We start from the raw sequence: 25,464 nt of genomic DNA, 5'->3' as shown, positions 1-25,464 counted from the left end.
GGGGGACTGCCAATGACCTTGCTTCGAATTTCCGCTGCCTTGCCGCTGCTGTTCGCCGCGCCTGCACTGGCACAGGACGGCGCGGGCTATGCAGCCGCGCAAACGGCCGAGGCCGCGCCGTTCGTGCCGGCGGATTTCCCGGTTCCGACGCTGATCGAAGGGCCGGGCTTCAAGCTCGTCCCGCTGGGCCCAGATCTCGTGAAAATCGATTTTGACGCGTACATGTCGTCGATCGAGCATCTGCAGAAGACCTTCACCCGATCGACTGCCTGGCCGCATCCCGGGATCAGCGATGCCGATGCGATGAAGGACATGCTCACCGAACAGGGCCGGTTCCAGCGCCGTGAATCCTTCGCCTATGCGGTGCTCACGCCCGACGGCAAGCGCGAGCGCGGCTGCGTCTATGTCTATCCCAGCCCCGTTCCCGGCTATGACGCAATGGTCACTTTATGGGTGACCAAGGCCGAATATGACGCCGGGTTCGATGCGAAGCTTTATGCCTGGGTGCAGCAATGGATCGCAAAGGACTGGCCGCTGCGCAGCATTGCCTATCCGGGGCGTGCGATCGAATGGGGGACATGGGACGCGCTGGAGGCGGCGAGCAAGGCGAAAGAAGGATGAAGCCCTCTCCCCTCCCGCAAGCGGGAGGGGAGACATACAAGCTTACCGCAGCCGGAACGTGCCCGTCACCACGGTGAAACACTTGCCCGCCAGCACCGCGCGGTCGCCGTCGAGTGTGCAGTGGAGAAGACCGCCCCGCTGGCTCGCCTGAAAGGCGGTGAAGCTGCTGCGCCCAAGCCGCGCCGCCCAGAACGGGGTGAGCACCGCATGCGACGATCCGGTCACGCTGTCCTCGTCGATGCCGACGCCGGGCACGAACACGCGGCTCAGCACATCGGTATCCTTGCCGGGCGCGGTGCAGATGAACTGATGGTTGCCCAGCGCGGCCAGCGCCTTGAAATCGGGCTCGAGCGCAAGAACGTCGTCGGCGTGATCGAACAGCAGCACATTGTAGCGCCCGACATGCACATGACATTCGCTCGGCAATCCGCCGAGCAGCGCGGTCCAGTCGGGCAAGACCGCCGGTTCGGGCGGCAGCGCGGGCAGCGACAGCGAGAGCCTATCGCCATCGCGGCTGACGCTGAGCACCCCTGCCTTGCGCGTCAGAAAGCGCACGGTATCGCCCGAAAAGCCCTGTTCGAAGACATAATGGCCCGAGGCGAGCGTCGCATGGCCGCACATCGCGACCTCGGCCACAGGGGTGAACCAACGGAGTTCGTAATCCGCCTCGGCGCTGTCGATCGGAACGATGAACGCGGTCTCGGCGAAATTGTTTTCCTCGCCGATCGACTGCAGCACAGCATCGTCTGGCCAGGCGGCCAGCGGCATGACCGCCGCCTGGTTGCCGGTGAAAGGACGGTCGGCAAAGGCGTCGATATGGCAATAGGGAACGGTGTCGGGCAGATCAGTCATGGCAAACATCCTTACGGGTAGAGCAGGCCTTCGTCCCAGCCGCTCTCGGTGCGGGTGAACACGCGGCGGTGGTGCAGCCGGTGGTCGCGATCCTCCCAGAACTCGATCCGCTGCGGCGTCACCCGGAAGCCAGACCAATGCGGCGGCCGAGGCACGGGCTTGTCGGCGAACAGCTTCTCCACTTCGGCAAAGCGCTGCTCGAAGATGCTCCGCTCGGGCAGCGGCCGCGACTGGTCCGACGCCCAGGCCCCCAGCTGCGAATCGCGCGAGCGGGTGGCGAAATAGGCATCGGCGGTGGCGTCGTCGACCGGCGTCACCGGCCCCTCGATGCGGATCTGGCGGCGCAGCGACTTCCAGTGGAACAGCAGGGCGGCATGCGGATTGGCAAGCAGCTCGCCGCCCTTGCGGCCTTCGTAATTGGTGTAGAAGATGAACCCATCCGGCCCATGGCCTTTCAGCAGCACCATGCGCACCGAAGGCCGCCCCTCGGCATCGGCGGTGGCGAGCGCCATCGCATTGCTGTCGTTGATCTCGGTCTCGCGCGCCTTGATGTACCAGTCATCAAACAGCGCAAAGGGGTCGTCGGCCATGTCCATCCTGTCTTGTCGGTCACGGGCTCGCTTGACTGCCTTAGCCATATAAGACAGTGGTGAGTCCGTCGGCGCGGTTTATGGCGCATGGGCCGCGCGTTGAACAGGATTTTGCTGAAGGGAGCGCGCGCCGATGTGGGAGCAGATTTTCGGGATCGCCAATCTTGTCGCCATGGTCGCCTGGGCGGTGCTGATCCTCGCTCCGCGCCGCGATATCGTGATGCGCGCGCTATTCTTCGGCCCCGTGTTCCTGCTGTCCTTGGGCTATGCGACTGGTCTCACCCTGGTGATGACCGGGGTGGTTCCGACCGACGGCGGTGCGGATTTTTCGACGATTGAGGGCGTGCGCAGCATCTTTGCCAGCGATGCCGGAGTTACCATAGGCTGGGTGCATTACCTCACCTTCGACCTGTTCGTCGGCCTGTGGATCGCGCGCAACGCCGATGCGCATGGGCTCAGCACGCTGAAAGGGCGGCTGATCCAGGCGCCGATCCTGTTCTTCACCTTTGCCGCCGGACCGTTCGGCCTGGCGCTTTACATCGTGCTGCGGATGATTTTATGGCGCGGCCCCTCCGACCGCCGCATCCCGGCTTGAAAAATGCCCTGCCCCTACCCCAGATATTGTTGTAAATCGGCAACAATGGATAACCTGACCAACAATGGCGACCACATTCATGGCTGATCCCTATGCAATTCTCGGCGTGTCCAAGGGCGCGAGCGAGAAGGACATCAAGAGCGCGTACCGCAAGCTCGCCAAGGAGCTGCACCCGGATTACAACAAGGACAATCCGGCTGCAGCCGCGCGCTTTTCCGAGGTGACGCGCGCCTATGACCTGCTTTCCGACAAGGACAAGCGCGCGCGCTTCGACCGGGGCGAAATCGATATCGACGGCAACCCCGCCGCACCCTTCGGCTTTGGCGGCGGCGGCTTTCGCCAGCAGAGCCGGTCGAGCGACAATGCAGGCTTTTCCGGCTTCGGCAATGACGGCATCGATTTTGCCGATATCTTCGACGGCCTGTTCGGCGGCTTCGGCGGCGGGGCGCGCGGCAGCAGCTCGGGCCCCTATGGCGGCGCGCGCCAGAATGCGCCCAAGGGTGCCAATGTCGCCTACAAGATGGCGGTCGACTTCACCGACGCCGCAACCTTGAAGCCGCAGCGGATCACGCTGGCCGATGGCAAGACGATCGACCTCAAGCTGCCAAACGGCGTCGAGACCGGCACCAACATGCGCCTGTCGGGCAAGGGCCAGCCCGGCCCCGGGGGCCCCGGCGACGGCATCGTGACGATCGAGGTGCGCCCGCACCGCTTCTTCCGCCGCGATGGCGACAATGTGCGGCTCGACCTGCCGATCACGCTGAAAGAGGCGGTCGCAGGCGGCGAGGTGCGCGTGCCCACCGTCGATGGCGCCGTGATGATGAAGATCAAGCCGGGCAGCCAGTCGGGCCAGCAGATGCGCCTCAAGGGCAAGGGCTTTCACGGCAAGAACGGCGTGCGCGGAGACCAGATCATCGAACTGCAGATCCGCCTGCCCGAAGGCGGCGATGCTGCGCTAACCCAGTTCGTCGAAGGCTGGAGCGCGAATTACGATCCGCGTGCGGGGCTGACCGGCTGAGTCCGGCACGACTTGATGGCGCTGACCGATCTTCTGCGGCCGGACAAGCGGCAACAATTTCTGGCCACGTCGCGCGCGATCGTCGCTGAAGTTGCGGGCAACGTCATGACCCATGGGGGGGTCGTGGCGGGCAATTTCGCCTATCTCGCGCTGCTGAGCATCTTTCCTTTTTTCATTGTCGCAGCAGCGCTGGGCGGTGTGTTCGGCCGCAGCGAATATGGCGCGGAAGCGGTGCAGGGCTTTTTGGCCGCGGTGCCGCCGAGCGTCGCCTCGGTCCTCGCCGCGCCGATGGAAGCGGCGATGTATGCGCGCACCGGCGCGCTGCTCTGGCTCGCCGTTTTAGTCGGGCTCTGGACCACCGCGAGCCTGATCGAGTCGATCCGCGCCGTCATCCGCCGCGCCTATGGGACGGAGAGCAACAAGCCCTTCTGGAAGCTGCGACTGGGGTCGATGGCGCTGATCATCCTTGCGGTGATCGCGACCATGCTGGCACTGAGCGTCCAGGTGGTGCTCGCGGGCGCGGCAGAAGTCATCGCCAACAGCCTGTATTTCCCCGGAGAACCGCTCGCGCTGGTGGTGCTGAGCCAGCTGTTCACCTTCGCCGTGCTGCTGCTGATGCTGTACCTGGTCTATGGCATGCTCACCCCGCTGCGGTATCGCGAGGCAGGCCATCCGATCTGGCCCGGCCCGATGTTCATCGCGGTCTGGTGGATGCTGTGCCTGGCGATTCTGCCTCGGTTTCTCGGCACCTTTGCCGATTACGACCTGACCTATGGCAGCCTGGCCGGGGTGATGGTCAGCCTCATTTTCTTCTTTCTCATCGGCCTTGCTATGGTAATCGGGGCCGAGTTGAACGCCGCCATCGCGCGGGCGCGCGGCGGCCTGCCGCAGAAAACGGACAAGAACTGAAGGATCACGACATGGACGGACTGATGAAGGGCAAACGCGGCCTCATCATGGGGCTTGCCAACAACAAGTCGCTCGCCTGGGGCATTGCGCAGAAGCTGGCCGAGCACGGCGCCGAGCTGGCGTTCAGCTATCAGGGCGAGGCTTTGGGCAAGCGCGTTATTCCGCTTGCAGCAGAGCTCGGCAGCGACTTCACCTTCGATTGCGACGTGTCGGACATGGATGCGCTCGACCGGGCTTTCGAGACCCTTGCGGCGCGCTGGCCGACGATCGATTTCGTCGTTCATGCCATCGGCTTTTCGGACAAGAACGAACTGCGCGGCCTCTATGTCGACACCAGCCTCGACAACTTCCTGATGACCATGAACATCTCGGCCTATTCGCTTGTCGCCGTTGCGAAAAGGGCGCGTGCGATGATGCCCAATGGCGGCTCGATCGTGACTTTGAGCTATTACGGCGCGGAAAAGGTGATCCCGCATTACAACGTCATGGGCGTCGCCAAGGCGGCGCTGGAGACCAGCGTCAAATATCTCGCCAATGACCTCGGCCGTGAGAATATCCGCGTCAACGCGATCTCGGCGGGCCCGATCAAGACGCTGGCGGCCAGCGGCATCGGCGACTTCCGCTATATCCTGAAATGGAACGAATATAACGCACCGCTGCGCCGCAACGTGACCATCGACGATGTCGGCGGAGCAGGCCTGTACCTGTGCTCGGACCTGTCCTCGGGTGTGACCGGCGAGACGCATCATGTCGATTCGGGCTATCATGTCGTGGGCATGAAGCAGGAAGACGCACCGGACATCGCGCTGGATTGATCGGGCCATGGCCGATCGTGCTCTCTGCAAGAAGCTGGGCTGCAAGCCTGGATCGGTTCTCAAAGTCATCGATTGCCCCGCTGCGGTCGCCTCGCGGCTTCCCGACAGCGCGGCGGCGGACGAGCCCACGATCATCCTGGCCTTTGTCCGCGACAGGGCGGCGCTGGCTGCGGCTGCGCCCGGTGCGCTCGCCGCTTATCGGCGCGGCGCGGCCATGTGGTTCGCCTATCCCAAGAAATCGGGATCGATCCGATCCGATATCACCAGAGACGATGGCTGGGAGAGTCTCGCCGCGCAGGACCTGCTGCCCGTCACCCAGGTGGCGATCGACAATGACTGGTCGGCGCTGCGGTTCCGCTATCGTGACGAGATCGCCAGGCTGACGCGCGCCAGCGACTATCCCGGCAAGGCACCGAGCAACGCCTGACCGTCCGCCGCGCACTGGACAGCGCGCCCGCAATGCCGCAAAGCGCGCGCAATTCCTTTCTGCCTGACGGGACAGCCGCATGAGCTTCAACACCTTTGGCCGCGTTTTCCGCTTCACCACCTGGGGCGAAAGCCATGGACCGGCTCTAGGCGCCGTGGTCGACGGATGCCCGCCGGGACTGGCTCTGAGCGAAAGCGACATCCAGCCCTTTCTCGATGCGCGCCGCCCCGGCACCTCGCGCTTCACGACGCAGCGGCAGGAGCCCGATGCGGTGCGCATCCTCTCGGGCGTGTTCGAGGGGCGCACCACCGGCACGCCGATCAGCCTGATGATCGAGAATGTCGACCAGCGATCCAAGGATTATGGCGATGTCGCCAAGGCCTATCGCCCCGGCCATGCCGATTATGCCTATGATGCCAAATACGGTTTCCGCGACTATCGCGGCGGCGGCCGGTCGAGCGCGCGAGAGACGGCAGCGCGGGTGGCCGCAGGAGCCGTCGCGCGGCTGGTCATCCCCGAGGTGACGCTCACCGCTTATGTCTGCGAACTGGGCGGCGATGCGATCGATCCGGCCCGCTTCGATGCCGCAGAAATCGGCCGCAACCCGTTCTTCTGCCCCGACGCGCAAGCCGCGAAGCGCTGGGAGGCGAAGGTCGATGCCGCGCGCAAGTCGGGCAGCTCCCTTGGCGCTGTCGTCGAATGCTTCGCCACCGGCGTCCCTGCAGGCTGGGGCGCGCCGCTCTACGCCAAGCTCGACAGCGAGCTTGCCGCCGCAGCCATGTCGATCAACGCGGTCAAAGGGGTGGAAATCGGCGATGGTTTCGCCGCTGCGCGCCTCAGCGGCGAAACCAATGCCGACCCCATGCGCCCCGGTGCGGATGGCAGTCCCGAATTCCTCGCCAACCATGCCGGCGGTATCGCGGGCGGCATCTCGACCGGCCAGCCAGTGGTGGTGCGCGTCGCATTCAAGCCGACCAGTTCGATCCTCACCCCCGTCGAGACGATCACCCGTGAGGGGGAGGCAAGCGAGATCGTGACCAAGGGTCGCCACGACCCGTGCGTCGGCATTCGCGGCACCCCGGTGGTCGAAGCGATGGTGGCGCTGGTGCTGGCCGACCAGAAGCTGCTCCACCGCGCGCAATGCGGCTGAACGCGCTTTTTCCTTATTGCTGAACCACCTGTGCCGTAGCGGCAGTTGACGTGTCCGTCACATTTTGTCGCAGGGTGATTGCCTCGCGTCGGCAAATGGCTAGCATGGCTTTCATAAGCGACCGCTGACCCGCGAGGGCAAGAGTGCGGCGCGACAGGAGAGTGCATGACCGTCACCCGCAACCCGGCAGCCGATGCCGGTGTGCCGCCGACCATGGCCGCAGACACGCCGCCTGCCCCTTCGTCGCTCCAGGGGGCCTCCAGTCCGCGCGTGATGCTGTGGACGTTGATGATCATCTATATCTTCAACTTCCTCGACCGGCAGATCGTCTCGATCCTGGCCGAGCCGATCAAGCGCGATTTCCAGCTTTCCGATACCCAGCTCGGGCTGATGACCGGCCTGGCCTTTGCGCTGTTCTACACGCTGCTGGGCATCCCGATCGCGCGCTATGCCGATCGCAGCACCACCAACCGTGTCTCGCTGATCGCCTGGTCGGTGGCGATCTGGTCGGCGATGACCATGGCGTGCGGCGCGGCGCGGACCTTTCCGCAGCTGCTGCTCGCGCGTGTCGGCGTGGGCGTCGGCGAAGCGGGCTGCACCCCGGCGGCGCATTCGCTGATCACCGACAGCGTGCCTGCCGACAAGCGCTCTTCGGCCATCGCCTTTTATGGCCTGGGCATCCCGATCGGATCGCTGCTCGGCATGGTCATCGGTGGCGGCCTCGCTGATGCCTATGGCTGGCGCACTGCCTTTTATGTGGTCGGCATGCCCGGCGTGCTGCTCGCGCTGCTGGTGCCGTTCCTGATGAAGGAGCCGCGCCGCGCCGGAATGCTCAAGGGGGCAGCAATGCCCGCCGCCAAGGTTCAGGTGCCAGTGCGCGAGGCGCTGAAGGAATTGGTGACCTCGCGCTGCTTCGTCTTCCTGTGCATCGCCGGCGGGCTGATCGCCTTCCTGTCCTATGGCAAGGGCGTATGGGTTGCGGTGCTGTTCATCCGCAATTTCGGCCTGACCCCGGGCGAGACGGGGCTGTATCTCGGCGTGACTCTGGGCATTTCGAGCATGATCGGCACATGGGGAGGCGGCAAGCTGGCCGATCATTTCGGCAAGCGTGACCGCAAGCATCTGCTCACCGGTCCGGCGCTTGCCATTGCGCTCGCAGCCCCCATCCTGTTCCTCGCCTATTCGGCGACCGACTGGAAGGTCGCACTGGCGCTGCTGGTGCTGCCGACCGCGATGAACATCATGTATTATGGGCCCGTCTATGCCTGTGTGCAGGGCCTGGTGCGACCGGAGGTGCGCGCGGTCGCGGCGTCGGTGATGCTGTTTTCGCAAAACCTGATCGGCCTGGGATTGGGCCCGCTGTTCTTCGGCATGATGTCCGATGCCTTCCAGCCCTATGCCGGGGAGGACAGCGTTCGCTGGGTGCTTTACGGCGCAGCCTGGCTGGGCCTCATCCCCGCCTTCCTGTTCTGGCGCGCGAGTTTGCGGCTGACAGCGGAACTCAAGAGCGGCTAGAGCATAGTCCCACTTCAAGCGACACGGGGGGCTGACAGCCTTGGACGACATCAGGCTGTTTATCGAAACCTGGCAGGCGCCGATCGGCCTGGCCATTCTGGGCCTGATGTTCGTCGGGTTCATCCTGGAACGCTTTCCCGCGGCGGTGGTCGCGATTCTGGGGGCCTGCGCCTTCCTGTTTCTCGGCATTATCGATTCCAAGCAGCTCTTTTCCGTCTTCTCGAACAGTGCGCCGATCACCATCGGGGCGATGTTCATCCTGTCGGGCGCGCTGCTGCGGACTGGCACCATCGATGCGATCGCTGGCGCGATCATCAATCGCGCGGCGCGGCATCCCCGGCTGGCGGTCGCCGAGATGTTCCTGGGCGTCTATGTCGCCTCTGCCTTCATGAACAACACGCCGGTGGTGGTGGTGATGATCCCGATCATCCTGCGCCTCGCCCAGGCGACGGGCTATTCGGCCAAGAAGCTGCTGATCCCGCTCAGCTTCATCTGTATCCTCGGCGGCACCACCACGCTGATCGGCACGTCGACCAACCTGATCGTCGATTCGGTCGCCAGGGCCAACGGCCAGCCGGCCTTCGGGATTTTCGAGATTACGCCTTATGGTCTGATCGCAGGCGTTGCCGGCATGATCATGCTGGCCGCATTCAGCAGCTGGCTGCTGCCCAAGGACGAGGCCGCGCCAGCAGGCAGTACCGGCAGCGACGAGGTGTTCGTTACCGAGCTCACGATCCGCAACGCCTCGACGTTGCGCGGCAAGACTCTGGGCGAGACGCCGATCGCAAAGCGCGCCAAGATTCAGGTCACTGCTATCAAGCGCGACGGGCGCTATATCCGCCACAATCTGACGAGCGAGATCCTGCAGCCTGACGATGTGGTCGTGATCCGCACCGACCTTCCCGAGCTGATGTCGCTGCGCAAGAGCCAGGACTTCAAGGTCGGCATCGTGCGCAAGGGCGATGTCGGTCCGATGGGCGAGGTGGTGGTCGAGGCGATGGTCGCGCCCAGCCATCCCAGCATAGGCAACCGGCTGTATGACATTCCGTTTCTGTCGCTGCTGAATGTCCGCATCCTGGGCCTCACGCGCTATCGCAACCTGCCGCGATCGGACCTGCCCAATGCCAAGATCCACGCCGCCGACAAGCTGGTGGTCACCGGCTCGAAGGCCGACATCGCGCGAATGTACGAAAACCCCAACCTGTTCGGCATCACCAATACCAGCGCGCGCGCCTTCCGTCGCGACAAGGCCCCGCTCGCCATCGGCGCGCTGGCAGCCGTCGTGATCCTGTCGGCACTCAACGTGCTGGCGATCGAGGTCGCAGCGATTCTTGCGGTCGGATTCATCCTTATCGCGCGCTGCATCGATGCCGAAGAAGCCTGGAGCTCGATCGACGGCAATGTCCTGGTGCTGATCTTCGGCATGCTGGCGGTCGGCCTGGCGTTGGAAGAGGCGGGCAGCGTCAAGATGGTGGTGAACGCCCTCGCGCCCTTCCTCGTCGAGGCGCCGGTCTGGGCGGTGGTCTTTGCGGTCTATGTCGTCTCGGTCCTGCTGACCGAGATCATCACCAACAATGCAGTGGCCATCCTGGTGACGCCGATCGTCATCAAGCTGGGTACCGATCTCGCCATCGACCCGCGCCCGCTGGTCATCGCGGTCATGTTCGCCGCGTCCGCGAGCTTTGCGACGCCCATCGGCTATCAGACCAACACCCTGGTCTATGCGGCGGGCAATTACCGCTTCACCGACTTCTTCAAGGCCGGCATTCCGCTCACCATCGGCGTCGGCCTGGCAACCTGTTTCGCGATCATTGCGTTGAACTGATGAAACCCGCCGCAATGCCCCTGTACGGTGGCATTTCGTCCTAGGCGGGCAACCGCATCCGGGGAACGCATCTTGGCCTTTTGGTTCCGCATTCCGCTTTGGCAGCGCGTGGTCGCCGCGCTCGCGCTCGGGATCGTCACGGGCCTGGTCTGGGGCGAAGGCGCGGCATCGATCAAATGGATCGGCGATCTGTTTATCCGCGCGATCAAGATGCTGGTCGTGCCGCTGATCTTCTTTTCGCTCGTCGCGGGGGTCGCCTCGATCGGCGATCTTCGCAAGCTCGGCGCGGTCGGCGGACGGGCGATGCTGCTGTTCCTGATCACCGGCCAGCTGGCTGCCGTTCTGGGGCTGACCATGGGGACGCTCGTCCAGCCGGGACGCGGTGTCGATGCTAGCCTGGCGGGGTCCGTGGAGGCCCCTCCACCGACCTCTGCCAGCGCAACCCAGACCATCCTGAAAATGGTGCCCGAAAATGTGGTCGAAGCGATGGCGACCACCGATGTCCTCGCGCTCATCGTGTTCTCGCTGCTTCTGGGGATCGGCATCCTGATGGCCAAGGAAGATGGGGTCCCGGTGGCACGCATCTTCGATTCGGGGGCGATCGTGATGCAGAAGGTCACGATGATCGTAATGGAGCTGACCCCGTTCGGTGTGTTCGCGCTGATGGCCTGGGTCGCCGGGACGTTCGGGTTTGAGGGGCTGGTCCCGCTCGCAAAGCTTGTGGCGCTGAATTACATCGGCTGCGCGATCATCATCCTGGTCTTCTATCCAGTGATGATCCGCCTCATCGCAAACCTGCCCGTGATCGACTTTTTTCGCGGTATGGTCGATGCGATCGCGGTCAGTTATTCCACCGCCTCATCCAACGCCACCTTGCCGGTGACGCTGCGCTGCACGCAGCGCAACCTCGGCGTATCCGCCAGCGTGTCGAGCTTTGTCGTTTCGCTGGGCGCGACGATCAACATGAACGGCACGGCCATGTATCTGTGTCTTGCCACCCTGTTCGGCGCACAGATCTTCGGCGTGGATCTGAGCTGGGGCGACTATGCAATGGTTGCTTTTACCTCCACCCTGGGCGCGGTAGGCGCAGCAGGCATTCCCGGGGCCGGCCTGATCATGATGGCCCTGGTCTTCGGCTCGGTCGGCGTCCCGCTGGAAACGATCGCGCTGGTGGCGGGGGTCGATCGCATCATGGACATGATCCGCACCACGACCAACATCACCGGCGACGCTGCGGTCGCAGTCACCGTGGCGTCCATGACCGGCGAACTGGACCGCGCCGAGATGATCTCGGCCGATGATGTTTGATCAGCCCTTCTTGGGCTGCTTGATCAGCTTGACGGGCGTGAACTGACCGAGGCCGCAACTGGCTCCGCGCTGGAGGCCGCCGCCGACATTCTGCAAGACGGTGATGATATCGACATTGCACAATTGGGTCAGCGAGGTCGAGTAGGTGAACGACCGATCAAAACCCAGGTTGCCGCATTGCTGCGGCAGTTCGTTGCGATAGACCTTGCCGCCCGCCATCATGAAATCGATCGTCTGGTTGTCTCGCACCTGGCTGCCACGAATCTGCGCAATATTGATGCAGCTTACCGGCTCTCCGATCACTTCGGCCGGCGGCACGCGCGAAGGCTTGGCGGGTGCGTCATCGGCAAGGGCGAGCGACTGGAACGCGAACAGCGCAGCGCCGGTGGCAATGAGACCGGCAGCGATCAAGCGGCGGGGAGCGGGCATGGCGAATCCTTTCCGTGGCAGCACGGACCGGAGCATGCGCCGCTCAGCCTTGCATCGCGATGAACGGCGCAGCCGTCAGCCTGCAATCATCTCCGCCAGCACCGCCAAGCAGTCATGCGCCAGCAGCTTGGAGCGTTCGGGGCTCCAGGCCTGATCGGGGCATGGCAAATCGTCATTGTCCTTGAACGGCATTTCCAGCGTCATCGACACGCAGCCATGCGAAGGACCGAACCGCTCGGCCAGCTGGTTGGTCGACATAGACAGGTTCGCCCTGCCCGCGCCCGCCTTGGGATAGCCCTTGGCGGTCTGGAAATCGGGCGTGCGCTCGGCCAGCAGATCACGATAACGATTGTATCGCGCCCCCTGTTCGTCGGTCCAGGACGGGATGCCCTCGAACCCGGCGATGAACACGTGCGGGATGGCCTCGTCGCCATGCACGTCCATCGCCCAGTGCACGCCGGTCGCATCCATCGCGCCCAGCACGCAAAGCACTTCGGGGCTGCGCTCTGGCGACGGCTCGTGCCATTCGCGGTTGAGGTTCACGCCAGCCGCATTGGTGCGCAGATGCCCGCGCAGCGAGCCATCCGGGTTCATGTTGGGGACGACATGCAATGTGCACTTCTGGCGCAGCAGCCGCGCATGCGGATCGGCGGGATCGGTCAGCTTTTCCAGCGCACCTTCCATCCACCATTCAGCCATGGATTCGCCCGGATGCTGGCGCGCATAGAGCCAGACCTGGACCGGCCCCTCGCCCATGTCGAGGCAATCGATCGGCTGGCCGTCGAGGCTGAGGCCGAGCTCACGGTGCTGCACGCCCGGGCGGCTTGCCATTTCGGCGACCAGATCATGGTGCCGCTCCATCGAATAGGGCGCGAAATACGCGAACCAGGCGACGCCGGTGCCCATCTGATGACGGATCGTCAGCGCGCCCGCTGCTGCATCATAGCTGGTCTCGGCCCGGCCCCAATAGTCGCGGTCCTCGCTGACACAGGCGCGGTAGCCGGGCCAGCCATCGGGATAGGCCGATTCTCTGAGCCCCGTGATGACGAGCTCCAGATCGGTCCCCGGCTGCGCCGCGACGCGAAAGTGAAACCATTGAAAGAAGTCCGAATCCGTGTCCTTGCGGATGGCAAGCTCGGCGCGCCAGCTGCCATCGGGCAGCTGGGTCAGACCATGGTTGACGATGTTTCCGGAATCGAAAGCGGCGGTGATGCTGGGGATGAGTGCCTGAGTCATGGCACGCTGATAGTCGCTCCGGACTCACCGGGAAAGCCGGTAAACAACCCCTCGGCCAGTTTCGACGCATTGAGCTGCGTCTCGGCCATCGGCGAGCCTTCGCGCGCTTCGACACTGGCGCGGCCTTCCCACAGGATCGTGCCGTCGCCCGCGCGGATATTGGCGAACATCTCGGTCACCACCTCGCCCTTCGGACGCCCACCCAGGTTGATGCCTATTCCGACCCCGACACCCGAGCCGAAGCCGCCGGTGCCGCCGCCCACGCCCACCGTGACCGGACCGCGGTCATCGCCGACGGGGGAGAGCACCGAACGTTCGATCCGCACGGTTGCAGTCTGGATGTCGGCACCATCGCGCGCGCCGACCGGCAACACCTGATAGCCGATCCGTTCGAGCTCGCGCTCCACGGCGGTGGCATAGCTGCGATATTCGAGCGCGTTGCTGTCCATGCCCTCACCAGCGACCACACGAATCGGGCCGCGTCCAAGTTCGCTGGCGCGATCGGGCGAAACGAAGCGGACAGCCTCTACCGGCCCGGCTGGCGACACGCAGCCGCTCAACCCTGCGGCCATGGCGAAGGCAACGCACAGCACCGCCATGTTAGATCTGCGAAGAAAAGCCATGATATTTGCGCCCTTTCCCGGTCTCGGCCTTGCGGGCCTGCTCGTTCGATGCCTAACCCGTTTCGCCATGAATGGCCAATGAAGCGGCCAAAAAATTGCCTGTCGCCGCCGCGCCGATGCTTGACTTTGTGCGCCCCTCCACGTATCCGCGCCGCTTTCCGGCATGGATGTTCCGGCCCGGCTATTGCGCATCTGCGCTTGGCCACGGACGCCATGACCCCAATCCGATTTCAATCAAGGGCCCACGTCATGAAGATTCGCAATTCGCTGAAGTCGCTCAAGGATCGTCATCGCGACAACCGCGTGATCCGTCGTCGCGGCCGCACCTATGTGATCAACAAGACCAACCGTCGCTTCAAGGCCCGCCAGGGCTGATCGGCCCGACGCGCCGTCAACTGGCGCGCCGGAAAAGGTTTGGAATGGAGTAAGGGCTCCGGCATGGTCCGGGGCCTTTTGCTTGCGTGCCTGAGGGGGCGATATGCAGCCGGTTGATGCCATTATCTTCGATGTCGGCAATGTCCTCTACCAATGGGATATTCGCACACTCTACGCCAAGCTGATCGACGATCCGGCTGAGCTCGACCATTTTCTTGCCAATGTGCTGACCATCGATTGGCATTCGCAGCACGACGCGGGCCGATTGCTCGACGAGATGGTTGCCGAGCTTGTTGCCGAGCACCCCGAGCATGCCGAGCTGATCGGCCATTATGTCCCGCGCTGGCTGGAAACGATCCCGGGGCCGGTGCCGGGCATGCTGGACCTCGCAGAAAAACTCGCGCTGCTCGGCTATCCGATTTTCGGCATCACCAATTTCGGCGTCGAGTTCTGGGACATGTTCCGCCCCACCGCGCCGGTCTTCGACCTGTTCCGCGACATTGTCGTGTCGGGGGCGGAGAAGCTGGTAAAGCCCGACCCCGCGATCTACCGCCTCGCCATCGACCGCTTCGACATCGATCCATCGCGCGCGCTGTTCATCGACGACCGCGCGGACAATATCGAAAGCGCCGTTTCGTGCGGGCTGCAGGGTCATGTCTTCCGCGACCATGCCACGCTCGAGGCAGAACTGATTGCGCGCGGCGTGCTGGAGAATGCCGCTACTTGAACCCGACGATCTGTGGTATTTGATTATTCATGGAGATGTCGATCCGCGAAGCCAAGGCCCGTTTCTCTGAGGCTATTGACGCCGTGATGCGCGGTGAGAAAGTCGTCATTACCGACGATGGCAAGCCGGTGGCCGAAATGAATCCACCAAAAACGGTGAAGGGCGGTATCGATTGGGCAGCCGGCGAAGCCTATCGCAAAGCCCATGGCCTGGACAAATTTGAAGGCCAAGATCTTTGGCCCCCGGAGTTTGACGACCCCGCATTCAGCCGCAAAGTGCTGGGTCTTGAGGATTGAGATTACTACTCGACACCCATTTCGTGATCTGGCTGGCAACCAATCAAGCTGCCATCAGGCCAAGTGAGTGGCGCGCTTTGAATGACTCCTCAAACCACGTCGTGGCGTCGACGATCTCAATCTGGGAAGTCCGTGTGAAATGGAACGCTCTCCATGCGTCAGGTGGTCGCAAGGGTGCTCTCGATCCACTTCTGGCCACAAGCTACCTTCGGTCGATTGGCATGGAAATTATCGCATTGGACACCGACACGGCCGCCGCCCCGCTCATCATCCCCATCGCGCACAAGGACCCGTTTGATGAGCTGCTGCTGGTCCAGGCGCAGCAAAGCGGCGCGCGGCTGCTGACGCGTGACCGCACCCTGCTTAGCCATCCGCTAGCCTATCAGCCCTTGTAGCCTTTCAGCTCCTCGCCGGTCAGCGTGACGATGTGCAGCACGTTGGTCGATCCCGGTGTTCCGAACGGCACCCCCGCCAGCGCGATGATGCGGCCGCCGGCCTCGCCGAAGTGATGGCGCAGCGCCATGCGCTTGCCCTTGCCGATCATCTCCTCGAAACTGCCAATATCGCGCGTCACCACCGGATAGGCACCCCAGAGCAGGCCGACGCGCCGCGCGGTCTCGCGCGAGGGGGTGAGCACCATCACCGGCACCGCCGGTCGCTCGCGCGAGACCCGCCGCGCGGTCGATCCCGACAGGGTGAAGCATACGATCGCGCTCACCCTCACGGTATTGGCAATCTCGCTGCACGCCGCCGACAGCGCGTCCGCCGTGGTCGCATCGGGCAAGGTCTCGATGAAATGCACGCGCGCGGCATAGCCGGGGTCGCTCTCCACCTGTGTCGCGATCCGGTCCATCATGCCGACGGCGAGTTCGGGCCATTCGCCCGCCGCGGTTTCCGCCGAAAGCATCACAGCATCGGCGCCGTCATAGACCGCATTGGCGACGTCGGACACCTCGGCACGGGTCGGCGACGGGCTGGTGATCATCGATTCGAGCATCTGCGTCGCGACGACCACCGGCTTGCCCGAACGGCGTGCGGTCTCGACAATCCGCTTCTGCATCACGGGCACCTCTTCGGGCGCCATTTCGACGCCCAGATCGCCGCGCGCGACCATCACCGCATCGGACAGCTCGATGATGGCATCAAGCGAGGCCAGCGCAGCGGGCTTCTCGATCTTGGCGATCAGCGCCGCGCGTCCGCCGATCAGGCTGCGCGCCTCGGCGACGTCATCGGGCCGCTGGACGAAGCTCAAGGCGATCCAGTCCGCGCCCATGTCGAGCGCGAAGGCGAGATCCCGCCGGTCCTTCTCGGTCAGCGCGGCCATCGGCACCAGACTGTCGGGCACGTTCAGTCCCTTGCGATCGGAAATGAACCCACCGACCTCGACCGAGCATAGTATCTCGGCATCGCCGGGGCGCAGTACGCGCAGCACCATCTTGCCATCGTCGATCAGCAGCCGCTGGCCCTTGTCGAGCGCGGCGAAAATCTCCTTGTGCGGCAGATAGGCGCGCTGGTCGTTGCCGGGTTCGGGGTTCGAATCGAGCGTGAAATGCTGGCCATGCTTGAGGAACGCCTTGCCGCCCTCGAACGTGCCGACGCGCAGCTTGGGGCCCTGAAGATCGCACAATATCGTGATCGGCCGCTGCAGCCGGGTTTCGATCTGGCGGATGGCGTTGATGGTTGCGGCGTGCGTCGCATGCTCGCCATGGCTCATGTTGACGCGAAAGGCATCGGCTCCGGCGCGGAACAGCTTTTCGATCATTTCGGGGCTGTTGCTGGCAGGGCCTAGCGTCGCCAGAATCTTGACCTTGCGGCTGCGCTTGGCGATAGTCTTGCTCATAATCTTCCCTTGAACTGGTCGAAGCCGCGAACGTTTGCACGTCTTCACGGCGCACTCGGCTCCTGCTTAGGGCAGAGCGCCGCCAATCGCAAAACCGAACTGGAAAAAATGCCATGACCGATGCCGTCCCCGCCCCGCCCGCCGAAGTCGATATCCCCGATGACGTTGCTGCCGTAGCGTTCCGGCGACTTGTCGCGCATCTGCGCCATCGCCATGATGCGGCGAATATCGACCTTATGGGGCTCGCCGGTTTCTGCCGCAACTGCCTGGCCGACTGGGTGATGGAAGCCGGCGGTGCGCCCGACCGCGATGCCGCGCGTAAGCTGATCTACGGCATGGACTTTGCCACCTGGAAATCGCGCTATCAGGGCGAGGCGACCGACGAGCAACTCGCCCGGATGAAGGAAAGCGTGGCGAAGAACGCTCACCCCCATTAAGGGAGCGCTCCGATTCATTCCGCGCCGGGATTCGCCCGGTGCTCCCAACCCTTGTTGAAAGACCCTTGCGATGAGCGAAACCATCTCCGCCGACGACCAGCTGCGCCTTTTCATCGAACGCATCGAGCGCCTTGAGGAAGAGCGCAAGGGCGTCGCAGACGACATCCGCGATACCTATAACGAGGCCAAGTCGCAGGGCTATGACGCCAAGATCATGCGTCAGATCGTCCGCCTGCGGAAGATGGAACCGCACGATCGCCAGGAAATGGAAGCCATCCTGGACACCTACAAGGCGGCCCTCGGCCTCGGCTGATCGCGCGATGGCGGCGTTCGACATCCGCGACGGTCACCCCGACGACGGAGCCGCGCTCGCCGCCATCTACGCCCCTCATGTCGAAAACAGCTGGGTGAGCTTCGAGACCGAAGCGCCCGATTCCAACGAAATGGCGCGGCGGATCACCGATTACGGCCAGTCGCATGCCTGGCTGGTGGCCGAACGGGGCGGCGACATTCTGGGCTATGCCTATGCCAGCCCGCATCGCTCCCGCGCCGCCTATGCGACATCCGCCGATATCGCTATCTATATTGCCGATCATGCAAGGGGCCAAGGCGTGGGCCGCGCGCTCTACACCGCGCTGTTCGACCGGCTGCGCGCGCAATCGATCCACGCCGTGTTTGCCGGGATCGCCCTGCCCAACCCCGCCAGCATCGCGCTGCACGAAGCCATGGGCATGGTGCCGGTCGGCATCTATCGCGAGGTCGGGTGGAAGCTGGGCGGCTGGCGCGATGTCGGCTGGTGGCAGCGGTTGCTTTGATCGCCCCCGCTGGTGTAAGGGCGCGCACCAGATACAGTTTCCAACCGATGAGACAGGCAGAACCCCGCCATGGCAGGCCATAGTAAATTCAAGAACATCATGCATCGCAAGGGCGCGCAGGACAAGAAGCGCTCGGCCATGTTTTCCAAGCTCAGCCGCGAAATCACCGTCGCGGCCAAGATGGGCCTGCCCGATCCCGACATGAACCCGCGCCTGCGCCTCGCGGTCAACGCCGCCAAGGCCCAGTCGATGCCCAAGGACAATATCCAGCGCGCGATCGACAAGGCCTCGGCTGCCGGCGGCGAGGATTATGAAGAAATCCGCTATGAGGGCTATGGTCCCGGCGGCATCGCGCTGATCGTCGAGGCGCTGACCGACAACCGCAACCGCACCGCGACCAACGTCCGCACCGCGTTCAGCAAGAATGGCGGAAACCTCGGCGCATCGGGCGCGGTGAGCCACGGCTTCGACCGCATGGGCCTGATTACCTATCCAGCGAGCGCTGGCGACGAGGAACAGGTGCTCGAAGCCGCGATGGAAGCCGGTGCAGAGGACATCGAATCGACCGAGGACGGCCACGACATCTGGACCAGCATGGAAGACCTGCACGCGGTCGCGGGAGCGCTCGAAAAAACCCTGGGCGAAGCCGAGAGCGTCAAGCTCGCCTGGCGCCCGCAGGTCAAGGTCGATGTCGCCGAAGCTGATGCCCAGTCGCTGTTCAAGCTGATCGACGCGCTCGACGATGACGACGACGTTCAGACCGTCTGGGGCAATTACGAAGTGTCGGACGCAGTGATGGAGAAGCTGGGTTGATGGATGGCAAAGCGCCCTCCCCTGAAGGGGAGGGGCTTTTCAAAGCCATGACCATCATCCTCGGCATCGATCCCGGGCTCGGCACCACCGGATGGGGCGTCATCCGCTATCAGGGCAATCGCCTCAGCCATATCGCCAACGGGCAGATCCGGACCAATGCCAAGGCGCCCCTGCCCTCGCGGCTGCTCGAGCTCGACACTGCGATTGCCGCGATCGTCACCGATTACAGACCCGATGCGGCGGCGATCGAGGAAATCTACGTCAACAAGAACCCGCAGACGACGCTCAAGCTGGTCCAGGCGCGCGGTGGACTGCTGCTCAGCCTGGCGCGTGCCGGGCTCAGCGTCGGCGAATATGCGCCGCGCCTCATCAAGAAAGCCATTGTCGGCACTGGCGCGGCGGAAAAGGTCCAGATCGACGCGATGGTCCAGCGGCTGTTGCCCGGAGTACAGATTGCTGGCCCCGATGCGGCAGACGCACTCGCCGTCGCGATCACCCATGCGCATCTGGCGGCGTTCGACAAACTGCGCTAACCCAATCCTCTCCCTTGATGGGAGAGGATAACGAAGCTTGCCGCGCATGCGGCTAGCGCAGCTTGGAGAGGGTGGAGCGCCCCTCACCCAGCTCCGACTAGGACGCAAGCGCCCAAGTCTGCGCAACCCTCTCCCGCAGAGGGGAGAGGGAATGAAGCAGAATGATCGCCAAGCTTACAGGACTATTGGACAGCACCGCACATGACCATGCGGTGATCGACGTCGGCGGCGTCGGCTATCTGGTGTTTGCCTCCTCGCGCACGCTCTCCAACCTCGGCGCGCGGGGCGACAAGGTGGTCCTGCACACCGAGATGCAGGTGAGCGAGACCGACATGCGGCTGATCGGCTTTGCCTCGGCCAGCGAGCGCGATGGTTTCCGCCTGCTCACCAGCGTGCAGGGCGTGGGGTCGAAGGTCGCGCTCGCCATCCTTTCCGCGCTGACGCCCGAGGAACTCGCGCGCGCCGTCGCGCAGAGCGACAAGGCGATGATCGCGCGCGCGCAAGGTGTGGGCCCCAAGCTGGCGATCCGCATCTGCAACGAGCTGAAGGACAAGATGGGCGTGATCGCGCTCGGCCCCGGCGGCGCGAGCGCGCCCGTGCCGGTCGGCAGCCACGCGGCAGATGCGGTCTCCGCGCTGCAGAACCTCGGCTTCAAGCCCGCCGAAGCCGCCCGCGCAGTGGCCGAAGCAGAGGGAGAACTGGGCGATGGCGCGAGCCTGGATGCACTGGTGCGACTGGCGCTGAAGAAGGCGGCGCGGTAACGCGGCGTTGCTGGACTTGACCCCACGTTCCGCTATAATTTCAGCCATGACCGAATTGACCATCTCGGTGCCGCCCGCGCTCAAGCAGTGGATCGACGAGCGTGTCGCGCAGGGGCTCTATGCCGATGCGAATGATTTCTTGCGCGCCCTGCTGCGACGGGACCAGGAGCAGGCGGCGGAGGACGAAGCCTGGCTGAAAGCGATGATCGACGAGGGGTTGGCCTCGAAGGTTCTTGACGAGGAGCCGGAGGAGGTGGTTGATACGATCATCGCTGAAGACCCTGATCTTGCGTGACGAAATTACGCATCGCCGCCGCTGCTCGGGATGATCTGAGAGACATTCGCGTCTACAGCAAATCCGTCTTCGGTGCTGCAAAAGCGCGCGAATACCTGCTGGGCCTGCGGACCTGCTTCACCCGGTTGCGAGACAGGCCGATGACGGGCGTAGCCGAAAAGCGACTGGGTTCCAGTATGCGCAGTTTCAGCTACAAGACGCACCGAATCTATTTCCAGAGCGTGGATGGCGAGGTGCTGATCGTTCGCATTCTGCACCATGCTCGCAATGTGCCGAGCACAATGACGCCGGATCCATGACCACAGACCGCCTCCTCTCCCCCGACCGCATCCCTGAAGATCAGGACGCAGCGCTGCGTCCCAAGACGCTGGCCGAATTCATCGGCCAGGCGGCGGCGCGCGATAACCTGCGCGTGTTCATCGAGGCGGCGCGGGGGCGGTCCGAGGCGCTCGATCATGTGCTGCTGTTCGGCCCGCCGGGGCTCGGCAAGACCACGCTGGCGCAGATCATCGCGCGCGAAATGGGCGTCGGCTTTCGCGCGACATCCGGTCCGGTGATCGCCAAGTCGGGCGATCTGGCGGCGCTGCTGACCAACCTCGAAGAAGGCGACGTGCTGTTCATCGACGAGATCCACCGGCTCAATCCCGTGGTCGAGGAGGTGCTTTACCCCGCGATGGAGGACCGCGCGCTTGACCTCATCATCGGCGAAGGCCCAAGCGCGCGTAGTGTGCGCATTGATCTGCCTGCCTTCACCCTGATTGGCGCGACCACGCGTCAGGGCCTGCTGACCACTCCATTGCGCGATCGCTTCGGTATCCCGGTGCGCCTCAATTTCTATACCGTGGAAGAGCTGGAACTGGTCGTCAGCCGCGCCGCGCGCCTGCTGGGCCTGTCGATCGCCAGGGATGGCGCGACCGAGATCGCCAGGCGCGCGCGCGGCACCCCGCGTGTCGCTGGACGCCTGCTGCGCCGGGTGCGCGATTTCGCCAATGTCGCAGGGCACGCCACGGTCAACGCCGCCGCCGCCGATGCCGCGCTGACCCGGCTCGAGGTAGACAGCCTGGGGCTGGACGCGATGGACCGGCGTTACCTGATGATGATCGCGGATATCTATCGCGGCGGCCCGGTCGGTGTCGAAACGCTGGCGGCGGGTCTGTCCGAGCCGCGCGACACGATCGAGGACGTGATCGAACCCTATCTGATCCAGCTCGGCCTGATCGCACGTACCGCGCGCGGACGTTGCCTCAATGCGCGCGGCTGGAAGCATCTGGGGCTCAATCCACCCGAGGGATCGCAGGAAGGCCTGTTCGACCTCTGAGTCTTACTCGGCGGGAACCGTCACGCCGCTGCCGACGCGCCGCGCGGTGCGATTGCGGCGGAACCAGAAGCTCCACACGGCCAGCGATCCCAGCAGGCTGAGCGCCAGCCCGACCAGCGTCATGACAAGCTTGTATGCCATTCCGCCCACCTTGGCGGCGTGCAGCGGATAGAAGGTGTTGAAAGCCTGTGCCGCACCGGGGAGCTTCAACGCATCGCGCGCCTCGATCAGACGCCCCGTGCCGGGCGCAAACCACAGGGTCGTGCGGCCATTGGGCAACCATTCTTCCGGCTGCTTCATGCGCAAGGTGATCGGCTTGCCCGCCTCTTTCGGCAGGCTGAGGATGCGGATCTCCGCATCGGGGTAGAGCCTACGCGCCGTCCCGATCATTGCGGCCCAATCAGGCTTTTCGGCGAGCGCGCCCATCTCGGCCTCGGGCGCCTTGAAGGATGCCTCTATGGTCGCAGGCGCCGATGGCCCCAGTACCAGCGCGGTCACAGGACGAAACACCATCGTCGTACCGGTGAACATCACCAGCGCGAGCAGTGGTGCGAACACGATGCCGAGATCGCGATGATGGCGCAGGATGGCGGGGCGGCTCAGTCGCCTCGGGATCAGGCGGAATTCGAAGGTCCGCCGCGTGCGCCACCACAGGATCCCACCGCTGATCACGAAGAACAGCCCGCACAGCCCGGCAGACGCAGCGACGATCTCGCCGGTCTCGCCCGCAAGCAGATGATGGTGCAGATCGAACAGGAACAGCTCGGGCCGCTCCCATGCATCGTCCCAGCGCGTGACGATATTGCCCGCTTGGTCGGCATAGGCCCCCGCTTCCTTGCCGAAGGACAGCCGGTTGAGCCCGAAACTGTCCGTGGCGAAGCTGATCGCGCTCGGCCGCGCTACCGGATCGGCCATCATCTGCTCGGTCGCCGCGATGATCGCGGGCGTCGCCTGCATTTGCGCATCATCGGCATGCGGCAGCATCACCCAGGCGTCGCGATGGATCAGCACCGTCCCGCTCAACCCCAGCACCAGTAGCACCAGGCCGATCAGCCCGCCCGTCCAGCGGTGGAGAAGGTCGAGCAGCTTCATCAGAAGCGCATGTCCCAGGCCAGCGTCATCGTGCGCCCGCGCCCCGCGAAGAAGGACAGGTTGTCCGTCGGTAGCCGAACGTCGCTGTTATAATCGATATACTGGCGGTTGAAGATGTTCTGCGCGCTGAGGATGATGCGCCCCGGCCCGACATCATAGCCCAGATAGGCGTCAGTCAGCGTGTAACCGCCGAAATCGTTCCGGGGATCGCGGACCAGCCCGTTGAAGGTGCGCGAGAAATAGACCTGGGTCTGAACGCGCGCCGAGACTCTGCCCCGGTCGAAACTGGCGGCGAGATTGAGCCTGTCGGGCGAGATGTTGGTGCCATCGAGATCGGTATCGACCCGGTCGTCGCCATTGGTGTCGGTGCGCCCCAGGATATGCGCATAGCCCGCCGATACGCGCAGCCCGTCGATTGGCAGCTGTACCCCCAGATTGACCTCAAGGCCTTCGATCTCGATCCGCTGGCGCTGGACGTCGAAAATTCCGTCAGGCCGCGCCACGAGCAACTGACCGCGCGTGCTCGACGACCAGAAATAGGTCACGCTGGCACCGAGCGGCCCGCGCTTCACCTCGGCACCGATCTCGCGGTTGTTCGAGATGATCGGGCTGATGTCGAGGAAATTGTCGAGATCCACCCCGGGGGTGCCGATGGCACGGGTGATGCGGCCGACATCGGGCACGGTGAAGCCCTCGGCATAGCTGGCATAGAGGCGGATGCCTTGAGCCGGCTCGATAATCACGCCGCCGTTGAACAGCACATCGTCAAACTTGGGGCTGCCGCCGCTCACCAGCACCCCGCCGCGTGGCGTAGTGGTGGTCGCAAGCGTGGTATAGTCGTCGATCTTGATCTCAACATTTTCCCAGCGCGCGCCGCCGGCAAGCCGCAGCAATCCGTCGAACAGCTTGAGGTTCGCCTGGGCGAAGGGTGCGAGGCTGCGGAAATCGGTGGGCGGCACCCAGATACGGTCGGTGGCGATCAGCCGCTGCTCGGTCCTGTCGAACAAGGCGTCGAAACCGACGATCGCGGTCAGATCCTCGAACCCTGGAATGGCGCGTTCATAGCTGATCTTGCCGCCCAGCTTGCGCGAGCGGTTCTGCGACTGGTCGAACAATGTGCCCACCGGGGCGATGCGGACATCCTGGAAGGTCGCGATCGGGCCGAGTTCGCCGCCGAACGTGTCGCGGGTCCGGTTGAAGAAGATCTGGCTGACAAGATTGCCGCCGCCAAGATCGGTATCGGTGAGCGACAGCGCGAGGCTCTCCGTCCGGTTGGCGGCAGGCTTGCCCGGGGGCGTGCCCTTGACCGCGCTGGTCGGCAGCCCGGTCAGTCGGTTGCCCGCGACCGCAACATATTCGCCATCGCCCTTGAGCTCGTAGCGGCTCGCCATGAGGTCAATCCGGGCGGTCGAGGACAGAGCATAGCCGAAGCGTCCGAACAGCGAGAGGGCGTCCGACGTCTGGGTTTCCCCCTGGGTCAGATTGATACCGACATTGCGGCCACGCGCATCGTAGAACACGCCGCGCCGCTCATAGGAAGCCCCCACCGTCGCATCGAACCGGTCGGCCTTGTACTGGAGAAGGCCTGCTGCCTTGGCACCAAATCCGTCCGAACGGAAATCATTGTCGGCGGTACCTTGAAGCAGAACGCGGCCCGACAGCCCTTCCTGCCTCGGCGCACCGACGGTGACCTGGTTGACAATACCGCCGGTGCCACCGATGCCCTGCAGCGCGTTGGAGCCGTAGATCAGTTCGACCTGCTCGATGAAGAAGCCGTCGATGGTGAACCCGTCGCGGCTACCGTCGCGCAGCGGCGTCGACTGCGGAATGCCGTTGATCGCGTAAAGCGGCGAGCGCCCGCGCAGCGTCTCCCCTGCCCCCGAGAGCTTGCCGCGGGTCGGAGAGAAGGACGGGGTCAGGGTGGCCACTGCATCGGTGACGGAGCCCGACAAGATGATCTGCTGATCGAGCGCCTGCTTGTCAATGATATCGATTGTCAAAGGCAGCGCACTGGGCGGCAGGACAGTGCGTGCAGCGGTAACGACAATCTCGGATTCGTCCCTGGGCGCCTCGGCGGAGGCATCTGCAGCCTCAGCATTGTCCTGCGCCAGCGCCGGAACCGACGTCATGGTCGCCAACAGCACGGGAATCACTCGAGAAAATTTCATCACTCACCCCTTTTCTGGGGGAGCCTGTATCAATGCTCAGGCGCTATTGCAACCAATTTGCATTAGCCGGTTTTCAGAGCA

The 25,464-nt window shown here is 64.2% G+C and carries 31 protein-coding genes; 23 read left to right on the top strand and 8 right to left on the bottom strand.

Features of this window, described 5'->3' with window-relative positions:
• The first annotated feature begins 12 nt into the window (after window positions 1-12).
• A complete protein-coding gene (locus OPU69_RS02715; RefSeq protein ID WP_060977070.1) occupies window positions 13-621 on the top strand; it encodes a hypothetical protein in 609 nt (202 codons plus the stop codon).
• Window positions 622-663: 42 nt separating this feature from the next.
• On the opposite strand, the gene OPU69_RS02710 is transcribed toward OPU69_RS02715, so the two are convergent.
• Entirely contained in the window at window positions 664-1,473 is an 810-nt protein-coding gene (locus OPU69_RS02710; protein ID WP_060977079.1) for a PhzF family phenazine biosynthesis protein, read from the bottom strand.
• 11 nt (window positions 1,474-1,484) lie between these two features.
• Window positions 1,485-2,111 carry a pyridoxamine 5'-phosphate oxidase gene (pdxH, locus tag OPU69_RS02705; RefSeq protein WP_498509235.1) on the bottom strand — a complete coding sequence of 209 codons (627 nt, stop codon included), beginning with the start codon at window positions 2,109-2,111 and terminating at the stop codon, window positions 1,485-1,487.
• An 85-nt stretch (window positions 2,112-2,196) separates the two neighbouring features.
• Here pdxH and OPU69_RS02700 point away from each other — a divergent pair, with 85 nt between their 5' ends.
• The 9 genes from OPU69_RS02700 (at window position 2,197) to OPU69_RS02660 (ending at window position 11,625) form a co-directional block, all read left to right on the top strand.
• Window positions 2,197-2,658: an ABA4-like family protein gene (locus tag OPU69_RS02700; protein WP_498509234.1), complete on the top strand. Its 462-nt coding sequence runs from the start codon at window positions 2,197-2,199 to the stop codon at window positions 2,656-2,658.
• A 79-nt stretch (window positions 2,659-2,737) separates the two neighbouring features.
• Window positions 2,738-3,676 (top strand): DnaJ C-terminal domain-containing protein, encoded by a 939-nt coding sequence (locus OPU69_RS02695; protein WP_060977078.1) that lies wholly within the window; start codon window positions 2,738-2,740, stop codon window positions 3,674-3,676.
• Between the two features lie 15 nt (window positions 3,677-3,691).
• Window positions 3,692-4,585, top strand: coding sequence for a YihY/virulence factor BrkB family protein (locus OPU69_RS02690; RefSeq protein ID WP_060977077.1), 894 nt, complete (start codon window positions 3,692-3,694; stop codon window positions 4,583-4,585).
• A gap of 11 nt (window positions 4,586-4,596) precedes the next feature.
• On the top strand, window positions 4,597-5,400 hold the full coding sequence (gene fabI, locus OPU69_RS02685; protein WP_060977067.1) for an enoyl-ACP reductase FabI: 804 nt from the start codon (window positions 4,597-4,599) through the stop codon (window positions 5,398-5,400).
• 7 nt (window positions 5,401-5,407) lie between these two features.
• A complete protein-coding gene (locus OPU69_RS02680) occupies window positions 5,408-5,827 on the top strand; it encodes a hypothetical protein (RefSeq protein ID WP_498509232.1) in 420 nt (139 codons plus the stop codon).
• A gap of 79 nt (window positions 5,828-5,906) precedes the next feature.
• Window positions 5,907-6,977, top strand: a complete 1,071-nt coding sequence (gene aroC / locus OPU69_RS02675; protein ID WP_498509231.1) for a chorismate synthase — start codon at window positions 5,907-5,909, stop codon at window positions 6,975-6,977.
• 165 nt (window positions 6,978-7,142) lie between these two features.
• Window positions 7,143-8,492, top strand: coding sequence for a spinster family MFS transporter (locus tag OPU69_RS02670; RefSeq protein ID WP_081097069.1), 1,350 nt, complete (start codon window positions 7,143-7,145; stop codon window positions 8,490-8,492).
• Window positions 8,493-8,532: 40 nt separating this feature from the next.
• Window positions 8,533-10,317, top strand: a complete 1,785-nt coding sequence (locus OPU69_RS02665) for an SLC13 family permease (RefSeq protein ID WP_060977064.1) — start codon at window positions 8,533-8,535, stop codon at window positions 10,315-10,317.
• A gap of 69 nt (window positions 10,318-10,386) precedes the next feature.
• Window positions 10,387-11,625: a dicarboxylate/amino acid:cation symporter gene (locus tag OPU69_RS02660; protein ID WP_060977075.1), complete on the top strand. Its 1,239-nt coding sequence runs from the start codon at window positions 10,387-10,389 to the stop codon at window positions 11,623-11,625.
• Here the strand turns inward: OPU69_RS02660 and OPU69_RS02655 are convergent, their stop codons facing one another.
• The 3 genes from OPU69_RS02655 to OPU69_RS02645 form a co-directional block, all read right to left on the bottom strand.
• On the bottom strand, window positions 11,626-12,054 hold the full coding sequence (locus OPU69_RS02655) for a hypothetical protein (protein WP_060977063.1): 429 nt from the start codon (window positions 12,052-12,054) through the stop codon (window positions 11,626-11,628).
• A gap of 75 nt (window positions 12,055-12,129) precedes the next feature.
• Window positions 12,130-13,290: a M14 family metallopeptidase gene (locus tag OPU69_RS02650; RefSeq protein WP_498509230.1), complete on the bottom strand. Its 1,161-nt coding sequence runs from the start codon at window positions 13,288-13,290 to the stop codon at window positions 12,130-12,132.
• On the bottom strand, window positions 13,287-13,913 hold the full coding sequence (locus tag OPU69_RS02645) for a DUF4136 domain-containing protein (protein WP_498509229.1): 627 nt from the start codon (window positions 13,911-13,913) through the stop codon (window positions 13,287-13,289). The genes OPU69_RS02650 and OPU69_RS02645 overlap by 4 nt, the downstream gene beginning before the upstream one ends.
• Before the next feature lie 249 nt (window positions 13,914-14,162).
• On the opposite strand from OPU69_RS02645, the gene ykgO reads away from it, so the two are divergent.
• From ykgO to OPU69_RS02625, 4 genes are all read left to right on the top strand, one after another.
• The gene (ykgO, locus tag OPU69_RS02640) at window positions 14,163-14,288 is read left to right on the top strand and encodes a type B 50S ribosomal protein L36 (RefSeq protein ID WP_003046794.1); all 126 of its coding nucleotides are present in this window, start codon (window positions 14,163-14,165) and stop codon (window positions 14,286-14,288) included.
• A gap of 103 nt (window positions 14,289-14,391) precedes the next feature.
• On the top strand, window positions 14,392-15,015 hold the full coding sequence (locus tag OPU69_RS02635; protein WP_060977060.1) for an HAD family hydrolase: 624 nt from the start codon (window positions 14,392-14,394) through the stop codon (window positions 15,013-15,015).
• A gap of 29 nt (window positions 15,016-15,044) precedes the next feature.
• Window positions 15,045-15,311: a type II toxin-antitoxin system Phd/YefM family antitoxin gene (locus tag OPU69_RS02630; protein ID WP_060977059.1), complete on the top strand. Its 267-nt coding sequence runs from the start codon at window positions 15,045-15,047 to the stop codon at window positions 15,309-15,311.
• A complete protein-coding gene (locus OPU69_RS02625; RefSeq protein ID WP_498509228.1) occupies window positions 15,308-15,706 on the top strand; it encodes a type II toxin-antitoxin system VapC family toxin in 399 nt (132 codons plus the stop codon). Before OPU69_RS02630 ends, OPU69_RS02625 begins: the two co-directional genes overlap by 4 nt.
• Here OPU69_RS02625 and pyk read toward each other — a convergent pair.
• Window positions 15,694-17,151 carry a pyruvate kinase gene (gene pyk / locus OPU69_RS02620; protein WP_060977058.1) on the bottom strand — a complete coding sequence of 486 codons (1,458 nt, stop codon included), beginning with the start codon at window positions 17,149-17,151 and terminating at the stop codon, window positions 15,694-15,696. The genes OPU69_RS02625 and pyk overlap by 13 nt on opposite strands.
• Window positions 17,152-17,264: 113 nt before the next feature.
• Here pyk and OPU69_RS02615 point away from each other — a divergent pair, with 113 nt between their 5' ends.
• The 9 genes from OPU69_RS02615 to ruvB all read left to right on the top strand — a co-directional run bounded on the left by OPU69_RS02615 (window position 17,265) and on the right by ruvB (window position 22,123).
• Window positions 17,265-17,588, top strand: coding sequence for a DUF1244 domain-containing protein (locus OPU69_RS02615; RefSeq protein WP_498509227.1), 324 nt, complete (start codon window positions 17,265-17,267; stop codon window positions 17,586-17,588).
• Window positions 17,589-17,658: 70 nt separating this feature from the next.
• Entirely contained in the window at window positions 17,659-17,901 is a 243-nt protein-coding gene (locus OPU69_RS02610) for a DUF2312 domain-containing protein (protein WP_060977056.1), read from the top strand.
• A 7-nt stretch (window positions 17,902-17,908) separates the two neighbouring features.
• Complete coding sequence (locus tag OPU69_RS02605) at window positions 17,909-18,403, top strand: arsinothricin resistance N-acetyltransferase ArsN1 family B (protein ID WP_060977055.1); 495 nt, start codon at window positions 17,909-17,911, stop codon at window positions 18,401-18,403.
• 69 nt (window positions 18,404-18,472) lie between these two features.
• Window positions 18,473-19,216 carry a YebC/PmpR family DNA-binding transcriptional regulator gene (locus tag OPU69_RS02600; protein ID WP_498509226.1) on the top strand — a complete coding sequence of 248 codons (744 nt, stop codon included), beginning with the start codon at window positions 18,473-18,475 and terminating at the stop codon, window positions 19,214-19,216.
• Between the two features lie 47 nt (window positions 19,217-19,263).
• On the top strand, window positions 19,264-19,749 hold the full coding sequence (gene ruvC / locus OPU69_RS02595) for a crossover junction endodeoxyribonuclease RuvC (RefSeq protein ID WP_498509224.1): 486 nt from the start codon (window positions 19,264-19,266) through the stop codon (window positions 19,747-19,749).
• A 161-nt stretch (window positions 19,750-19,910) separates the two neighbouring features.
• Window positions 19,911-20,510 carry a Holliday junction branch migration protein RuvA gene (gene ruvA, locus OPU69_RS02590; RefSeq protein ID WP_060977052.1) on the top strand — a complete coding sequence of 200 codons (600 nt, stop codon included), beginning with the start codon at window positions 19,911-19,913 and terminating at the stop codon, window positions 20,508-20,510.
• A 46-nt stretch (window positions 20,511-20,556) separates the two neighbouring features.
• Window positions 20,557-20,805: a type II toxin-antitoxin system ParD family antitoxin gene (locus OPU69_RS02585; RefSeq protein ID WP_060977051.1), complete on the top strand. Its 249-nt coding sequence runs from the start codon at window positions 20,557-20,559 to the stop codon at window positions 20,803-20,805.
• The gene (locus OPU69_RS02580) at window positions 20,802-21,104 is read left to right on the top strand and encodes a type II toxin-antitoxin system RelE/ParE family toxin (RefSeq protein ID WP_066044237.1); all 303 of its coding nucleotides are present in this window, start codon (window positions 20,802-20,804) and stop codon (window positions 21,102-21,104) included. The genes OPU69_RS02585 and OPU69_RS02580 overlap by 4 nt, the downstream gene beginning before the upstream one ends.
• Window positions 21,101-22,123 (top strand): Holliday junction branch migration DNA helicase RuvB, encoded by a 1,023-nt coding sequence (gene ruvB, locus OPU69_RS02575; protein ID WP_060977050.1) that lies wholly within the window; start codon window positions 21,101-21,103, stop codon window positions 22,121-22,123. The genes OPU69_RS02580 and ruvB overlap by 4 nt, the downstream gene beginning before the upstream one ends.
• Before the next feature lie 3 nt (window positions 22,124-22,126).
• Here the strand turns inward: ruvB and OPU69_RS02570 are convergent, their stop codons facing one another.
• Both OPU69_RS02570 and OPU69_RS02565 read right to left on the bottom strand, forming a co-directional pair.
• Window positions 22,127-23,215, bottom strand: a complete 1,089-nt coding sequence (locus OPU69_RS02570) for a PepSY-associated TM helix domain-containing protein (RefSeq protein ID WP_498509222.1) — start codon at window positions 23,213-23,215, stop codon at window positions 22,127-22,129.
• A complete protein-coding gene (locus OPU69_RS02565) occupies window positions 23,215-25,383 on the bottom strand; it encodes a TonB-dependent receptor (protein ID WP_498509221.1) in 2,169 nt (722 codons plus the stop codon). The genes OPU69_RS02570 and OPU69_RS02565 overlap by 1 nt, the downstream gene beginning before the upstream one ends.
• Window positions 25,384-25,464 lie beyond the last annotated feature (81 nt).

This window comes from Blastomonas sp. 34TW, assembly GCF_059803595.1.
This window is presented reverse-complemented; position numbering and strand designations above follow the sequence as displayed.

Excerpts from the sequence above, each read along its gene's own strand:
- OPU69_RS02635 (WP_060977060.1), top strand. The coding sequence starts at position 14,392 with ATGCAGCCGGTTGATGCCATTATCTTCGATGTCGGCAATGTCCTCTAC.
- OPU69_RS02645 (WP_498509229.1), bottom strand. The coding sequence starts at position 13,913 with ATGGCTTTTCTTCGCAGATCTAACATGGCGGTGCTGTGCGTTGCCTTC.
- OPU69_RS02610 (WP_060977056.1), top strand. The coding sequence starts at position 17,659 with ATGAGCGAAACCATCTCCGCCGACGACCAGCTGCGCCTTTTCATCGAA.
- OPU69_RS02655 (WP_060977063.1), bottom strand. The coding sequence starts at position 12,054 with ATGCCCGCTCCCCGCCGCTTGATCGCTGCCGGTCTCATTGCCACCGGC.
- OPU69_RS02670 (WP_081097069.1), top strand. The coding sequence starts at position 7,143 with ATGACCGTCACCCGCAACCCGGCAGCCGATGCCGGTGTGCCGCCGACC.
- OPU69_RS02650 (WP_498509230.1), bottom strand. The coding sequence starts at position 13,290 with ATGACTCAGGCACTCATCCCCAGCATCACCGCCGCTTTCGATTCCGGA.
- OPU69_RS02585 (WP_060977051.1), top strand. The coding sequence starts at position 20,557 with ATGACCGAATTGACCATCTCGGTGCCGCCCGCGCTCAAGCAGTGGATC.
- ruvA (WP_060977052.1), top strand. The coding sequence starts at position 19,911 with ATGATCGCCAAGCTTACAGGACTATTGGACAGCACCGCACATGACCAT.
- OPU69_RS02605 (WP_060977055.1), top strand. The coding sequence starts at position 17,909 with ATGGCGGCGTTCGACATCCGCGACGGTCACCCCGACGACGGAGCCGCG.
- OPU69_RS02615 (WP_498509227.1), top strand. The coding sequence starts at position 17,265 with ATGACCGATGCCGTCCCCGCCCCGCCCGCCGAAGTCGATATCCCCGAT.
- pdxH (WP_498509235.1), bottom strand. The coding sequence starts at position 2,111 with ATGGCTAAGGCAGTCAAGCGAGCCCGTGACCGACAAGACAGGATGGAC.
- ruvC (WP_498509224.1), top strand. The coding sequence starts at position 19,264 with ATGACCATCATCCTCGGCATCGATCCCGGGCTCGGCACCACCGGATGG.
- aroC (WP_498509231.1), top strand. The coding sequence starts at position 5,907 with ATGAGCTTCAACACCTTTGGCCGCGTTTTCCGCTTCACCACCTGGGGC.
- OPU69_RS02690 (WP_060977077.1), top strand. The coding sequence starts at position 3,692 with ATGGCGCTGACCGATCTTCTGCGGCCGGACAAGCGGCAACAATTTCTG.
- OPU69_RS02710 (WP_060977079.1), bottom strand. The coding sequence starts at position 1,473 with ATGACTGATCTGCCCGACACCGTTCCCTATTGCCATATCGACGCCTTT.
- ruvB (WP_060977050.1), top strand. The coding sequence starts at position 21,101 with ATGACCACAGACCGCCTCCTCTCCCCCGACCGCATCCCTGAAGATCAG.
- pyk (WP_060977058.1), bottom strand. The coding sequence starts at position 17,151 with ATGAGCAAGACTATCGCCAAGCGCAGCCGCAAGGTCAAGATTCTGGCG.
- OPU69_RS02695 (WP_060977078.1), top strand. The coding sequence starts at position 2,738 with ATGGCTGATCCCTATGCAATTCTCGGCGTGTCCAAGGGCGCGAGCGAG.
- OPU69_RS02680 (WP_498509232.1), top strand. The coding sequence starts at position 5,408 with ATGGCCGATCGTGCTCTCTGCAAGAAGCTGGGCTGCAAGCCTGGATCG.
- ykgO (WP_003046794.1), top strand. The coding sequence starts at position 14,163 with ATGAAGATTCGCAATTCGCTGAAGTCGCTCAAGGATCGTCATCGCGAC.
- OPU69_RS02570 (WP_498509222.1), bottom strand. The coding sequence starts at position 23,215 with ATGAAGCTGCTCGACCTTCTCCACCGCTGGACGGGCGGGCTGATCGGC.
- fabI (WP_060977067.1), top strand. The coding sequence starts at position 4,597 with ATGGACGGACTGATGAAGGGCAAACGCGGCCTCATCATGGGGCTTGCC.
- OPU69_RS02565 (WP_498509221.1), bottom strand. The coding sequence starts at position 25,383 with ATGAAATTTTCTCGAGTGATTCCCGTGCTGTTGGCGACCATGACGTCG.
- OPU69_RS02715 (WP_060977070.1), top strand. The coding sequence starts at position 13 with ATGACCTTGCTTCGAATTTCCGCTGCCTTGCCGCTGCTGTTCGCCGCG.
- OPU69_RS02630 (WP_060977059.1), top strand. The coding sequence starts at position 15,045 with ATGGAGATGTCGATCCGCGAAGCCAAGGCCCGTTTCTCTGAGGCTATT.
- OPU69_RS02700 (WP_498509234.1), top strand. The coding sequence starts at position 2,197 with ATGTGGGAGCAGATTTTCGGGATCGCCAATCTTGTCGCCATGGTCGCC.
- OPU69_RS02600 (WP_498509226.1), top strand. The coding sequence starts at position 18,473 with ATGGCAGGCCATAGTAAATTCAAGAACATCATGCATCGCAAGGGCGCG.